Origin of the sequence: Pedobacter sp., assembly GCF_035566355.1 — a bacterium.
GTDB lineage: Bacteria > Bacteroidota > Bacteroidia > Sphingobacteriales > Sphingobacteriaceae > Pedobacter.
Genome location: NZ_DATMRL010000375.1, coordinates 1 through 13,899 on the forward strand (window position 1 = coordinate 1; position 13,899 = coordinate 13,899).

Annotated in this window: 10 protein-coding genes and 1 pseudogene; 7 read left to right on the plus strand and 4 right to left on the minus strand. The window is 39.3% G+C overall.

The annotated features are described in order from the left end of the window. Positions 1-1,741: DUF3858 domain-containing protein (locus tag VNZ46_RS14350; RefSeq protein WP_325560774.1), on the plus strand; the 1,741-nt coding region annotated here is incomplete at its 5' end. Positions 1,742-1,745: 4 nt separating this feature from the next. Then, on the plus strand, positions 1,746-3,638 hold the full coding sequence (locus VNZ46_RS14355; protein WP_325560775.1) for a DUF3857 domain-containing transglutaminase family protein: 1,893 nt from the start codon (positions 1,746-1,748) through the stop codon (positions 3,636-3,638). A 10-nt stretch (positions 3,639-3,648) separates the two neighbouring features. On the opposite strand, the gene VNZ46_RS14360 is transcribed toward VNZ46_RS14355, so the two are convergent. Then, complete coding sequence (locus VNZ46_RS14360) at positions 3,649-4,923, minus strand: pitrilysin family protein (RefSeq protein WP_325560776.1); 1,275 nt, start codon at positions 4,921-4,923, stop codon at positions 3,649-3,651. After that, the gene (locus VNZ46_RS14365; RefSeq protein WP_325560777.1) at positions 4,916-6,160 is read right to left on the minus strand and encodes a pitrilysin family protein; all 1,245 of its coding nucleotides are present in this window, start codon (positions 6,158-6,160) and stop codon (positions 4,916-4,918) included. Before VNZ46_RS14365 ends, VNZ46_RS14360 begins: the two co-directional genes overlap by 8 nt. Positions 6,161-6,260: 100 nt before the next feature. Here VNZ46_RS14365 and mqnC point away from each other — a divergent pair, with 100 nt between their 5' ends. Further along, positions 6,261-7,385, plus strand: coding sequence for a cyclic dehypoxanthinyl futalosine synthase (gene mqnC, locus VNZ46_RS14370; protein ID WP_325560778.1), 1,125 nt, complete (start codon positions 6,261-6,263; stop codon positions 7,383-7,385). A gap of 59 nt (positions 7,386-7,444) precedes the next feature. On the opposite strand, the gene VNZ46_RS14375 is transcribed toward mqnC, so the two are convergent. Next, positions 7,445-8,284 (minus strand): ferritin-like domain-containing protein, encoded by an 840-nt coding sequence (locus tag VNZ46_RS14375; protein WP_325560779.1) that lies wholly within the window; start codon positions 8,282-8,284, stop codon positions 7,445-7,447. Between the two features lie 18 nt (positions 8,285-8,302). Beyond that, complete coding sequence (locus VNZ46_RS14380) at positions 8,303-9,019, minus strand: ferritin-like domain-containing protein (RefSeq protein WP_325560780.1); 717 nt, start codon at positions 9,017-9,019, stop codon at positions 8,303-8,305. Positions 9,020-9,165: 146 nt separating this feature from the next. On the opposite strand from VNZ46_RS14380, the gene VNZ46_RS14385 reads away from it, so the two are divergent. From VNZ46_RS14385 to VNZ46_RS14400, 4 genes and pseudogenes are all read left to right on the plus strand, one after another. Continuing rightward, the gene (locus VNZ46_RS14385) at positions 9,166-9,957 is read left to right on the plus strand and encodes a LytTR family DNA-binding domain-containing protein (RefSeq protein WP_325560781.1); all 792 of its coding nucleotides are present in this window, start codon (positions 9,166-9,168) and stop codon (positions 9,955-9,957) included. Beyond that, a complete protein-coding gene (locus VNZ46_RS14390; RefSeq protein WP_325560782.1) occupies positions 9,947-12,892 on the plus strand; it encodes a ligand-binding sensor domain-containing protein in 2,946 nt (981 codons plus the stop codon). The genes VNZ46_RS14385 and VNZ46_RS14390 overlap by 11 nt, the downstream gene beginning before the upstream one ends. 409 nt (positions 12,893-13,301) lie before the next feature. Continuing rightward, positions 13,302-13,481: a hypothetical protein gene (locus VNZ46_RS14395; RefSeq protein WP_108550328.1), complete on the plus strand. Its 180-nt coding sequence runs from the start codon at positions 13,302-13,304 to the stop codon at positions 13,479-13,481. Between the two features lie 68 nt (positions 13,482-13,549). Continuing rightward, positions 13,550-13,899 (plus strand): annotated as a pseudogene (locus tag VNZ46_RS14400) (GNAT family N-acetyltransferase); the annotation flags it as partial.

Sequence of the window (13,899 nt, forward strand, 5' to 3'; positions counted from 1 at the left end):
AATTCCACTTTACCGAGGATCATCTGGATCAGAGGAGTTGTTGGACTATATGGATGCAGCCACGTATAATCTGGAGAACAAGCAAATTGTTGTCAGCAAACTGGCTAAAGATGCAAAATTTTCAGAAAAACATGATAAAAACTGGACTGTAAAAAAATTCACGCTGGCCAATGTAAAAGAAGGTTCCATTGTGGAATATAAATACCGGATCAAATCTGATTTTATTTTCAATTTACGGCAATGGAATTTCCAAAGCTCTGTACCTACCCTGTATTCTGAATACGACATCCGCATACCAGAGTATTTGAGGTATAAAGTAACTCCCGGTGGTTATGTACCTGTAAGCCTTGTAAAACAGGAAATGATCAATGAAAATTATTACATTCCCTCTTCCGGGCAGGAAAAACCTGGAAATGTACAGGCAACAGCACTAGAGATGAAATATGTTGCAGAGAATGTTCCAGCAATAAAAGAAGAAAGCTTCATCACGACTTTGGACGATTATATCTCCAAGCTCGATTTTGAACTCACTTCTACTAAATATCCCAACAGTCTTTATAAAGACTACAGCTCAACCTGGCCAAACATTGTCAAAATGCTGATTGAAGACGATAACTTTGGACATTTTGTTAGGAAAAACGGATATGCCAAAGCCACATTACCTTCCATTATAAAAACTGAGACAGATCCACTGATCAAAACCCAGCTTATTTTTAACTATGTAAAAAATACCCTTAAATGGAATGACAGACATAGTAAGTACACCTCAGAGACCAATCCTAAAACCATCTTCGATAAGAAGGCAGGTAACAGTTCAGACATCAATTTATCCCTCCTGAACCTATTGACCGAGGCGAAGATAAGTGCTGTACCAGTGCTGGTCAGTACCAGGGAAAACGGGGCACATCCAGGTCATCCCCTGCTTGAAAAATTCAACAATGTTATTGTACAAGCAGTCATTGGAGACAAGACTTACCTCCTGGATGCTACAGATAAATACTTAACAGGTGATCTGATCTCCTATGAGAATCTGGCACACCAGGGCTTCAAACTAAATTTAGATGCAGAGGCTCCTTCAGGAGAGTGGATCTCTCTGGAGCAAAATACAACCAGTAAAAATAACACGTATTATAACCTTGTGTTAAGCGAGGACAATAAGCTTTCGGGGACTTTATATTTGTCTTTCAGCAATTATGCAGCCTTAACACAACGGAATAAGTTCAGTTCAGCCCTCAATGAGGCCGAGTTTATTAAGAATTACAAAAAAGATAAGCCAGGAATTGAAGTGAAAAGTTTTAAGATCGAAAACCTGGATAATCCTTCAGAGTTATTAACAGAAACCATGGAGGTCAATATTGAAGATAATGTTGAAGAAGCTGGAAATATGTTATTGTTAAGCCCTTTGCTATTTGACAGGACCAAAGAAAATCCTTTTAAACAAGAGGAAAGGAATTACCCGGTAGATTTTGCCTATCCACTGGAAGAGAACTACAGGATCACGATTGAATTTCCAAAAAATTATACGCTGGATAAATTACCGGCCAATGGTAAAGTAAAACTTCCAAATGATGAGGCTTCTTTTACCTACCTGTTTTCTACTGAAGGTAATAAAGTGGCCATTGTCAGTAAAATAAACATTTCTAAATCTGTATTTACAGCAGAGGAATATGGCTATCTGAAAGAATTATTTAAGAGCATTGTTGAAAAACAAGCACAACAACTGGTATTCAAAAAGAGCTAATTCCATGAGAACACGACTTTTCTCCTTTCTGACCGGCATTTGCGCTGTTGCTCATGCCCAATCCCCTTATGACATCGAAAAAATTCCAGCCGAACTGAGCAAAAATGCTTCTGTGGTTGTTCGAATGGAAGAACGGATCTTTGATTTGAAGACGATAAGTCATGCTACAATGACCTATAAAACGGCGGTTACCATTCTCAATAAGAATGGTGAGGAAGCTTCTTCTATGCAAGAGTATTATGATAAATTTTCCAGCATTTACAACTTAAAGGCAGTAATGTATGATGCAAAAGGAAATAAATTGAAGGATTACAAAAGTTCTGATTTTAAAGACAAAAGCGCAACTTCCGACGGGACCATTTATGATGACGGTCGGATGAAAGAACTTGAATTTCTGAACTCGAACTTCCCCTATACCATTGAATATAGCTATACAAAAGATTATACTGGCCTGACCAGTTACCCATCCTGGTATCCGGTTAGTGATTTCGGTTATGCACTCGAGAAATCTGCCTATATATTCAGGATCCCGGAAGGAATGACCTTTAAATACATTAAGAGTCCTGGTTTAAAAACAGATTCTGTTAAAATAAAGGATAAAACAGAATATAAATGGGCTTGTGAAAACATTAAGGCATTAGAATACGAGCCTTTTGCTTCCGGTCTCAGAAACATCATGCCCTGGGTATCTCTTGCACCTAATGATTTTGAGTATGACAATTCAAAAGGCAATATTGAATCCTGGAAAAACGTTGGAAGCTGGCTTTACACGCTCAATAGTGAGCCACAGGTTTTACCTCCTGCTGTGAAAGCAAAAGTAGCGTCTTTGATCACTGATGCTAAAACACCTAGAGAAAAGATTAAAAGATTGTATAGTTATTTACAATCTAATACCAGGTATGTGAGTGTGCAGCTGGGCATTGGTGGACTGAAACCCATTAATGCAGATAAAGTGGCTGCAGTTAATTATGGAGATTGCAAGGCTTTGTCCAATTATATGAAAACCTTACTGAATGAAGCTGGTATTGCATCGAATCTCGTTGTTATAGGCTATGATATGCCTTCCATGAATCCAACGTTTTCCAGCTTGAACCAGGCAAATCATATGATCCTTTGCGTTCCTCTTCAGAAAGACACGGTGTGGCTGGAATGCACCAGTCAGCACAAGCCCGCAGGCTATCTGGCCAGTGGCTGTTCTGACAAGAATGTATTGCTGGTTACTGCAGATGGCGGTAAATTGGTACGGACTCCTGTATATTCTCCAGCCGATAACTATCAGAAGAGAAGCGTTAAAGTAAACCTGGATGAACAGGGTGCTGCGGAGGTGACCATTGATTCCAAATATGGTTGCGCACAATTTGATGATCATTTCCAAATGACATTAAGGGAGCCTACAGAACAGCGAAAAAGGCTCATTAATCAACTGGAAATTCCAAACCTGCAATTGAACAATTTTAGTTATGTCCAACCCGATAAGGATGTTCCAATGTTAAAGGAAAACATCAGCTTAAAAGTTCCCCAGCTTTTAACCAGAGGAGCAGATAAAATGTTCGTTACGCTAAATCTATTGAACCGCAGAGAAAGTGTTCCGGCTAAGGTGGAAGATAGAAAAACATATTTTTCTGTCCCTTATGGTTATCAGGACGAAGATGAGATCACTTTTGTGATACCAAAGGGTTATACCGTAGAGTTTGTTCCCAAAGAGATCCATCTCGAATCAGAATTTGGGCAGTATACTGCAAAAGCAGTGGTCAAGGAAAATACCATTGTGTACACCAGGGTCCAAACGATGAACAGCAAAAAATATAGTCCGGAAAAGTACAGTGCTTTTGTAGATTTTTACAAAAAGGTTTATCAGGCAGATAAATCAAAAGGAGTATTGGCTAAGTTACCTTAGCCAATACTTACTATTTTTTTCCAACAATTACTTTAGAAAATTCTTCGGTATTGAGGTATTTGTTAGCCAATACTTGAATCTGTGCCGCATCAATTGTTTTAACCGTCTGGATATAATTATCATAATAATCGTAACCCAATCCTGAAAAATGGATATTTTTGAACTTGTCTGCATGCGAGAATGCATTCTCAAGACTTCCCAACATAGAACCCAGCATGTAATTCCGTACAAGGTCCAGTTCCAGATCAGGTACAAGTTCTGTTTTTAAAAGGTTAATTTCTTTTTCAATTTCTTCCAGTGCGCTGCTGCAGACTTCCGCGCCAACTTCAGTGGCAATAAAAAAGTAACCGGCATCTTTCATGGAAACCACTGCAGAGCCTATTCCATAGGTATAGCCTTTATCTTCCCGAATATTGGCCATTAGTCTGGAACCAAAATAACCGCCTAGCAAACAGTTTAAGACCTGGAATCCGGCAAAATCAGGATGGGTTCTGTTGATGCTCCTGCTTCCCATTCGAATGGCCGATTGTATAGCGTCAGGCCGTTCAATCAAAATTTCTCCTTTAGGTGCAACAGGAAATACAATATGATTTTGAACAGAAGCTTTATCGTTATTCCATCCGCCGCCAAAAATGCTATTCAGCAATTCAAATTCCTTTTGCTCAAATTTACCAGCTACAAATATAGAGCAGTTCTCTGGCTTATAGGTCGCGTTATAATAATCCAGCAAGTCCTGACGCTGCAAAGCATCATAATCTGAAAGATCGATGCTTGCCCCATAACTCGATTGCCCGAAAATGGAATGTGCAAAATGCTTACGGGCAAGAAAATCATTCTTCTGAAGACTGACCTGCAGGGATTGCTTCTGGTTCTGTATAAAAATGGCCAGTTCCTGTTCAGGAAATATACTCTCATCTACAATCGATTTGAGTATAGGCAACACCGATTTTAGGTGTTTATTTAAGGTATAAAGCTTAATACAAGACTGATCGGCTCCGTATTCTGTTTGCAGAAAAGCACCATAATAATCTACCTTATCTGCAATATCTCTGGCGGAGAGCTGGGCTGTCCCATTATTGACCAGGTGGTTTACACCAATAGCCTGTAAAGGTTTTGAGGCTTGCCAGTTCACGTTTTCAAATATGAATTCTATCCTGACCAGATCTTGTTTACCGGCATTAATGGTATATACTTTTATACCATTGTCCAATTCCTGCTCTTGAGGCGCTATAAATTTAATATCATTAACCTGTTTAGATTCAGGTACGAGTGTACGATTAAGCATCTTTAGCGATTAAATAGTATAAAGTGGAACATTGAGATGGAACAAAAGTCCGTTGGGCAGCCTGCTGCATTTGTTCTTTACTAACAGCAAGGTACCGGTCTATCTCTGTATTGAGCAGTGCCGCGTCTCCTAAAAGCTCATAATAGGCCAGATTCATGGCTTTATCCAGCAAGCTCATTTCTGCAAAGACCATAATAGACTCTGATTTGTTTTTAACTTTGGTCAGTTCATCAGTAGTAACCGGCTCTGCTTTTATCTTTTCGAGTTCTGCCCATATGGCTTGCTCTGCCTGCTCAGGCTGAACACCTTCCACCAGTTTACCTTCAACCACAAACAGACCTTCATCTATACTGCTGGTAATATAGGCATGAATATCACTGAACAATTGTTGTTCCTTGAGTAAGCTATTATATAAACGGGAAGATTGTCCCTGCGAAAGCACATCAGAAATGAGGTCAAAGCACTGATAATCTTTGCTGTCTCTGGCAGGCATTTTAAAGGCCATATAAATGGCATTCAAAGGAACTTTGGCATAGACAGTCTCTTTACGTTCTGCGGTTTGCTGAGGTTCTTCAGGTAAATTCCGGAGGTACTTCTCCCCCGCCGGGATTGGCGCAAACCATTTTTCTGCCAGTGTCTTTACATCTTCTGTCTTTACATTCCCACCAACAACCATGATGGCATTTTGAGGATTATAATGTTTTTTAAAGAAAGCTTTGACATCTTCCATTTTGGCATCTTCAATTTGCTTCAGGTCCTGACCAATGGTCGCCCATTGATAAGGGTGTTTTGTGTAGGCCAATGGTCTCAATTTCAACCATACATCGCCGTAGGGCTGGTTAAGATATCTTTGTTTAAACTCTTCACAAACCACATTACGCTGGGTTTCCAAACTCTTTTCAGAAAAGGCCAGGCTCAGCATCCGGTCACTTTCCAGCCAGAATGCAGTTTCCAGGTTTACGGCAGGTAAAGTGATGTAATAATTGGTGATGTCATTGCTGGTAAAGGCATTGTTTTCTCCACCTACCCGTTGAAGGGGTTCATCATAAACAGGGATATTTACAGACCCTCCAAACATCAGGTGTTCAAACAAATGTGCAAAGCCGGTCTTATCCGCCTCTTCATCTCTGGCACCTACATCATATAAAATATTTAATACCGCCATCGGCGTCGTATCATCTTCGTGTACCAGGACACGTAATCCGTTAGCTAATGTAAAACGGTTAAAGTCTACCATATTTAGAAAAATAATTCTGCCAAATATAGGAATTTATGATTAGGCTAAATGTGATAATCTTGTGAAATAAAAAGAACAGAACTTATGGTATATTTGCAGTATGAATACTGCTGATTTATTACACAGGGCACTGCATTTTGACTTTTTGAGCAAAGAAGAGGGTGTCTTTTTGTACCACCATGCCTCCACTGCTGAACTGGCTTATGTAGCTAATGAACTGAGAAAAAAGCAGGTACCCAGTGGAAAAGTGACCTGGCAGATTGACAGGAACGTGAACACCACCAATGTGTGCATTGCAAACTGTAAATTTTGTAATTTCTTCAGAAGACCGGGACATGAGGAAAGCTATATTACCGATATTGAAACCTATAAACAGAAAATAGAAGAAACTTTTCGTTTAGGTGGAGATCAGCTTCTACTTCAGGGAGGACACCATCCTGATCTGGGCCTGGAGTTCTATGCCAGTCTGTTCAAACAACTTAAAGAGCTTTATCCGGATCTGAAACTTCATGCTTTAGGCCCACCGGAAATTGCGCATGTTGCCAAACTGGAAGGATTGTCACATACGGAAGTTTTAAAGGCCCTGAAAGAGGCCGGAATGGATTCCCTGCCTGGTGCAGGCGCTGAAATCCTGAATGACCGGGTTAGAAGACTGATTTCTAAAGGAAAATGCGGTGGACAGGAGTGGTTGGATGTGATGCGCGCTGCCCATCAACTCGACATAACAACTTCTGCAACCATGATGTTTGGTCATGTGGAAACTATCGAAGAGCGTTTTGAACACCTGGTTTGGATCAGAGACGTACAAAGTGAAAAACCGGCTGAGGCAAATGGCTTTTTAGCCTTTATCCCATGGCCTTTCCAGGATGATGGCACATTATTAAAAAGACTCCGCGGAATCAGCAATAATGTATCTGGCGATGAATATGTAAGAATGCTGGCTTTGAGCAGGATTATGCTGCCTAATATTAAAAATATACAGGCATCATGGCTAACGGTCGGAAAAGCAGTAGCACAATTATGCCTTCATGCGGGCGCAAATGATTTTGGCTCCATAATGATTGAAGAAAATGTAGTTTCTGCTGCTGGTGCTCCACATCGTTTTACGGCTAAAGGAATTCAGGATGCGATTCGGGAAGCTGGATTTGAGCCTCAGCTCAGAGGTCAAAAATACAATTACCGCGATCTTCCGGAACACCTGGAAGAACAGGTGATCAATTACTAATTATAAAAAAAGAAGAGGGCTACTGCCCTCTTCCCATTTTAAAACTTAAACAAAAATCCCTATTTAATAAATAAACCGGCGATGGTCAATACATCTGCTTTTGCTAAAGGTTCGTCAAAACACTCTGCAGCTGCGGCGGCAGTTATACCTGTGTTTCCATTAATACCAACGATGTTGATATTGGCTTGTGAGGTATTGTTTTCACCTGCATAAACAGGGTCTGCTGCCGGCACGCCTGAATCATTTGAACTTCCACCCGGACCGAGACTGATCCATGGCTTAATACTTACCCCACTTGCAGCACGCATATAACGAATATGTGCAGCATGGCGCGCTTCAACGGAGTGGATTTGCAGAGCAGTGGTTAATACAGCATTTCCTTTCAATACAGTAGCTTGTCCTTTGTAAGCTCTTACACCGGTGTCTTCGAAAGCTTGGGCGACCGCAAGAAAAGTTCCATAATCTGAAAAAACATTAGGGAATGTACCTTTCGCTGTATAGTCAAAATCAGTATAAGCTTTTACGGGTATCGCGGCGCTGCCTAATGCACCTGCAAGCAAAGCCACATGTGCCTTTTCATGGTCACGGATGGTTGTGATTGCGGTAAGCGCGGCTCCTGAAAGCGCAATTGCACTTGCATTTGCAACTGCATGGTTGTAAAAATGATACTCCAAATACTCTAAAGTTAATGCAAAATTTAGTGTAGCAGTAACGTCAGAAGGTGTAGATTGTCCATAAGCTTTGGTAAACATGGATCCGAGTGCCATTGGCATTGCTGCCAGCGCTACTTTCTTTCCCATATTATAAAAATCTTTCATTGCTGAACGTCTTGGGCTCAATCTCTCATAGATCTCACCATCAACTTTTTCAATTTCCTCAATTATATTTACGATATTCATGTTTTCTGGTGTTTAAGGTTATAGGTTAATGACATTAACTTTTGTTTTGATGTATTTTCCTGCAGCTGCAAGTACTTTGTCAGGTGTTAAAGCCTGATCTAAACCTGTTGTTGCGTCAACCACATCTGGTCCGGAGAAACTACCTGGAGAAATCAAATCCCGGATATAGGCTGCATGTCTGGCTTCTACAGATACAATTTTTCCGGCAAGCACAAGGTATGCGTCTGTTTTAATACGAACGCCAGCACCATTATAAGCAGCAACCCCTAAATCTTCGAAAGCTTTTGCCGCGTTCAGCACACTTGCCCGGTCAGTAAAATTGATGGAAGAAAAATCTACGGCTAAACTTCCTATTGCAGCGGTACCCAATGCATTTTTAAAGAACTCCCGGTGTGCAATCTCGTGATACTGAATATCCTGAAAATATTGTTTTTCAATTGCACTAAATCCTGACGGAGGGTTAGAGGCTACCTGTACATAAAATGCCGCTTCCAATTGCTCCAGTGCGTACGCATAGTTTAACACGCCAAAATCATCCTTAAAATCAAGTGTCACCCCGCCATTAACTGGAGGCATGTCGTTTCCATGGTCTTTCTTACATCCTGCAGCAATTAATGCAATACCTGCTGCCCCTGCTCCTGCATATTGCAGAAAGGATCTGCGGTGCAAGCTGGCGGTAAGAATGCTGTTTTCTTTTTGCAGCATTTCCAACTCTTTTCCTGGTTCTGTTTTCATAGTTTCTTTTATTTAGAGTTCAATGGTCCTAAAACTTGCATACGCAGGTTTCGTTATTAGTTTTTTAAGTTTCTAAGCCCATTTACGAGAGAAAAAATGATACGGTTTTTACATTTCTACTATTTTTTAATAAATTGATGCCATATATGCTTTTACTAAATACCATTATTGTCGATGACGAGGAATTTGCCCGTTCTTCCTTATATTTTTTATTACAGGAAAACTGTGAGAATATTCATATCTCCGGTATTGCAAAATCAGTTGCTGAGGCCCGAACGCTGCTTGCAGAACAAGAAATAGACCTTATTTTCCTGGATATAGCTATGCCAGGTGAAAATGGTTTCGAGTTGATATCAAGTGCCCAGCACCATCATGCTCATGTGATATTTACAACAGCTTACGATCAGTATGCATTAAAAGCGATTAAAGCAAATGCTCTTGATTATCTGCTGAAGCCTATTGATATCGATGAACTGAAAGAAGCGGTAAAAAAAGCGGTAAAACATATCGGCCTAAACAGGCAGAATGAACAAAACAACACAGCCCGCTTAAATCAGCTTGCCGAAAACCTGAGTGAACGAAACGAAATCCGTAAACTGAGTCTTCCTAATGGGCAGAGCGGTTACACTATTGTCGATATCAATGACATCATCAATATTGAAGCAGACAGCAATTATTCCGTATTTTACTTGTCAGGAAAGGATAAAATCACCGTTTCAAAAGTTCTTAAAGATTATGAAGAAATACTGCCTGAGAATCAATTTGTACGCGTTCACAAATCCAGTATCATCAATCTTGACTTTTTAAAAGATTACAATTCCAAAAATGGCGTAGAGTTAACACTTAAAAATGGTGTAAAAATTGCAGTTTCACGTAGAAGAGCAAGTGAATTTGCAGAGAAAATTAAATTATATACAAATCATAGAGGTGATAAATAAAAAAACCAGAAGACATTTACTGTTTTTATGTCTTACAGTATCCCTGATTATTTTCAGCACCTCGGCTTATGCTCAATCAGCCTATATACAGCATTATACCACAAAAGATGGTTTGCCAAGTAATAATTGCTATTATATCCTTCAGGACTCCAAAGGATATATCTGGATTGGTACAGATGCAGGCGTTTGTCGTTTTGATGGCAACCGATTTGAAAACTTCTCCATTGACGATGGCTTACCGGATAATCAGATCATCCAGATCAAAGACGACAAAAAGGGAAGAATCTGGTTTGTAGCATTTAACGGAGAAATGAGTTATTTCCAGGATGGAAAAATCTACAACAGTCTCAATGATAAAAACCTGAAGCTGCTCAAATTTAATGCGGTAGTCATTTCTATCTTTGAAGACACTCAGGGAAGAATCTGGTTTGGGACCAACAAAAACATCCTGTTCAGATTTGATGGAACCTCTCTAACGACCTACACCTCAAATGATTTCTCCAACCAGCTGATCTCCGCTCATATCAATGAAGATGCAAGGGGCAGAATATGGGTATACAGTGAACATTGCATCCGATACTTTGAAAACGGGGTATTTAAAAGAACCAGTTATCCTCCGCTAAGGCCTCTTTCCTATAAGACGATCACCAATTTAAAAAACAACCTCAATCTGTATATCGATAAAACTGGCCTGAATGCACAAACCGGTGGAGATAAACAATTGTTGTTCAAGATTCCCCCAAGTATCATCAACGACAACCTGGGTTATTTCTATATCCACAATACCGACCTCTGGCTAAGCAATAACGAAGGTGTTTATCACCTAGATGATCGTCAAAAAATAACAACCTATTTAAAAGGTATCCCAACAGTACAAGTACTGAAGGATATGGAAAGCAATACCTGGTTTACAACGAGTAATGGTATTTACATGCTGCCAAGAGAAGAAAACAGGATGTTCACCGTTGACAAAAGTTTTGGGGTTACAGGAAATAGTATAAAAAGCGTTACCAAAGATCAGAAAAACAACCTCTGGCTTGGCCTCGATTACGGACATATAGATGTACTGAACAAAAGAACAATGCAGGTAAAACACATTGATCTTCCGGACAAGAAGACCTTTAACGGCATCAAAAAACTACTGATAGATTCGCCAAGCGGCTCGGTTTTTTTTGCTTCTGATTATGGCCTGGGTATCACCAATAATGAAAATCCAGAAAAAAAAATCCGTTATCTAAGAGAAGCAAATCATTCCCTTTTTGTCATTAAAGACTTCAGCATTAGTCCGACGGGTAAACTTGCACTCGCCTTGTCCTCTGGTGTTGCCGTCCTGGATCTTAAAAATAAAGGACTTGATTTTTGTATCTCAGCGCTCAAGGAGAATCATGAGTTTTTTAGTAACCGCTCTTATTGTACTTATTACGACCGTCAGGATAACCTTTGGTTTTCTAATATCGACGGGTTTTCGAAAGTCAGCGCTTCCGGCTCCTTCACTTATTATAAAAATGAATTGTTAACGAGAAGGATCAATGACATCCAGCAGCAGCAGGACGGTACACTGGTGCTGGCAACCGATGGTTATGGGCTTATTTTGATCAGGGGAGAGAAAATCATCCACCGTTTTACTCAGAAACAGGGGCTTTCCAGCAATATTTGCAAAAAAATCTTTATCCGGAACAATCACATCTGGGTAGTGACAAATAACGGACTCAACCGGATCTGTCTGGATGGCAGCGCACCTCTGGTTGAAGCTTTTGAATATACCAATCCTCTATTAAAAAACGATGTGAATGATCTTTATATTGATAAAGATACAGCCTATTTTGCAACCAACAAGGGGCTTGTATTTTTCCATAACAGACCACATCACGATTTCTCCGAAGCCCCAAAAGCATTAATATCAGCCATCGTTGTTGGTCAGGTAAAACTCAGTACTAAAAAGGACCCAATTGTTCTTGATCCATCCAACAATAAAATCACTTTTTATTATGGAGCTATAGATTTCCAAAACCAGGACATCTCCTATCGCTACCGCTTAAAATCAAATGATGCATGGACAGAAACAAAAAACAGACGCATTGAAGTCTCTTCTTTGGAACCCGGGAAGTATAGTTTTGAACTCTGTGCAAAAACCAATAACAGCAGCTGGGGCATTCCTGCCTCTGTCGATTTTGAACTTAAGGCGCACTTCTGGCAGTCCTATTGGTTTCTGTTGGTTTTATTTGTTATTGCTGGTTTTACATTCTACTGGATCGCTGTTTTCGTTACGAAAAGACAGAAAAACAAAGAGCAGCAAGAGCTTTTATTAAGAAATAAAATCCTGATGTTGGAGCAAAGAGCTTTGCAGGCAATGATGAACCCGCATTTTGTATTTAATGTGATGAACTCCATTCAGCATTATATTAATACTAAAGATACTTCTTCGGCAAATAAAGTTTTAACAGGCTTTGCTAAACTGATCCGGAAAAACCTGGAAATCTGTACAAAAAGTTTTATTTCTCTGGAAGAGGAACTGGAATACCTGGAACTTTACCTGAGCCTGGAAAAGAAAAGATTTGGAGATAAACTCAGCTACCGGATACAGGTAGACCCATTAATTGATAAAGATGAGACCTTTATCCCCTCTATGCTGCTGCAGCCCTATATAGAAAATGCCATCTGGCATGGTATCATGCCTATGGATGATGGCGGTGAACTGAAAATTATCATCGAACGGGAAGAAGAACACGGTTTGACCATCAGTATCATCGATAATGGCGTAGGCATAAACAATTCATTAAAGAACAAAAGGACGGAACACGTCAGCAAAGGCATGAGTCTTACTCAGGAAAGGGTGAACCTTTTAAATAAGATTGAAGCAAATCCCATACAGATTTTAGTCCGTCAGAACGGAATTTCGGGCACTTCTGTAGTAATTACCATACCACTTTACTAGTTTATTACCGTTTACTCAATTATTCATACCACTTACTAATTTGGATATTAATAACGGCAGAAATAGCATTAAACTTGTTATAGATATTAATGCAAACATAGTTTGTAAAAATCGTTCTTATAGAATTGGCAAAGATATTTTAACCTAACCTAAAAAACTATCTCAATTCAGGTTTCATTTGTGTGTTAAAAGTGGTAAAGCCAAAATCTTTACCACTTTTTTTTTGAATACATGTCTCATTATCCATTTATTGATCTCTAATATTTTTTTTAAAAAAAGTTCTTTAGAAAAAATCTTTTTATAGTAATTTTGATGTACGGAAAAAGATGAGAAATATAACCAGGTTGTACTTCCTTTTTCGTAATTTTAATTTATCAAACAACACTTTTTGCATTTTATTTTTTTTGTAATGACAACTCCAAAAAAATCCATTAAAAAAGGTCCTTTAGATGAGTCTGAAGACAGGGATATGATCAATGACGATTCAAGAAATAAGAAATCGTTTGATGATGATGATGACGACTTTGATATGCCATTAGATGATCTTGATGCATTTGATGACTTTGGTGATGACGAAGACGATTATTAATCAAAATCTATTATAACTTATTTCTAAGCATCCTTAAAGGATGCTTTTTATTTTAAAACATTTCATACATGCAGATCCTCCCGGTTCAAGATTCCAAGACGGTTAAAGAATTTTTAAATGTTGCCAGAACAATTTATAAAAACGACAGTAACTGGATTTGTCCCCTGGATAATGATGTAGAAGCTGTATTTGACAAAGCGAAAAATCCTTTCTTTAAACATGGCACTTGCATCAGATGGATCTTAAAGGATAAAGATGGAGTAACCATCGGTCGCGTTGCAGCCTTTGTAAACGAAAAGAAAGCACATCAATATGAACAGCCTACAGGAGGGCTCGGTTTTTTCGAATGCATCAATGATCAAACTGCTGCTTTTAAGTTGTTTGACGCCGCTAAAAAGTGGCTTCAGGAACAAGGCAT

Excerpts from the sequence above, each read along its gene's own strand:
- VNZ46_RS14380 (WP_325560780.1), bottom strand. The coding sequence starts at position 9,019 with ATGAAAACAGAACCAGGAAAAGAGTTGGAAATGCTGCAAAAAGAAAAC.
- VNZ46_RS14355 (WP_325560775.1), top strand. The coding sequence starts at position 1,746 with ATGAGAACACGACTTTTCTCCTTTCTGACCGGCATTTGCGCTGTTGCT.
- mqnC (WP_325560778.1), top strand. The coding sequence starts at position 6,261 with ATGAATACTGCTGATTTATTACACAGGGCACTGCATTTTGACTTTTTG.
- VNZ46_RS14375 (WP_325560779.1), bottom strand. The coding sequence starts at position 8,284 with ATGAATATCGTAAATATAATTGAGGAAATTGAAAAAGTTGATGGTGAG.
- VNZ46_RS14385 (WP_325560781.1), top strand. The coding sequence starts at position 9,166 with ATGCTTTTACTAAATACCATTATTGTCGATGACGAGGAATTTGCCCGT.
- VNZ46_RS14395 (WP_108550328.1), top strand. The coding sequence starts at position 13,302 with ATGACAACTCCAAAAAAATCCATTAAAAAAGGTCCTTTAGATGAGTCT.
- VNZ46_RS14360 (WP_325560776.1), bottom strand. The coding sequence starts at position 4,923 with ATGCTTAATCGTACACTCGTACCTGAATCTAAACAGGTTAATGATATT.
- VNZ46_RS14365 (WP_325560777.1), bottom strand. The coding sequence starts at position 6,160 with ATGGTAGACTTTAACCGTTTTACATTAGCTAACGGATTACGTGTCCTG.